The sequence below is a fragment of the Streptomyces sp. 4F14 genome, assembly GCF_048159485.1.
GTDB lineage: Bacteria > Actinomycetota > Actinomycetes > Streptomycetales > Streptomycetaceae > Streptomyces.
Genome location: NZ_JBLRVY010000465.1, coordinates 1 through 300, shown reverse-complemented (window position 1 = coordinate 300; position 300 = coordinate 1). Strand labels below are relative to the sequence as shown.

The 300-nt window shown below is 70.3% G+C and carries 1 protein-coding gene; it reads left to right on the top strand.

All coding sequences use genetic code 11. The features are described from left to right. Window positions 1-300: D-alanyl-D-alanine carboxypeptidase (locus ACLZOT_RS51615; RefSeq protein WP_416976191.1), on the top strand; the 300-nt coding region annotated here is incomplete at both ends.

Here is a 300-nt window from a genome sequence, read left to right as displayed (position 1 = left end):
CCGCACAGCTCGTCCGACTCCTCCTCGCCGTGCGCGCCGAGCCCTGGTACGCCGACTGGTACCGGTCGCTGCCCGTCGCCTGCGACCCGGACCGCTTCGTCGGGGGCACGTTGCGGTCACGGATGTGCGGGACGCCTGCCGCGCTCAACGCCCGTGCGAAGACCGGGTCGTTGACGGGGGCGTCGGCCCTGTCCGGGTACGTCACGGACGCCGAGGGGCGTGAACTCGTCTACGGCATCGTCCTGAACAACTATCCGGCCTCGTCGGTGAAGCCGTTGGAGGACGCGATCGTCGTGATGC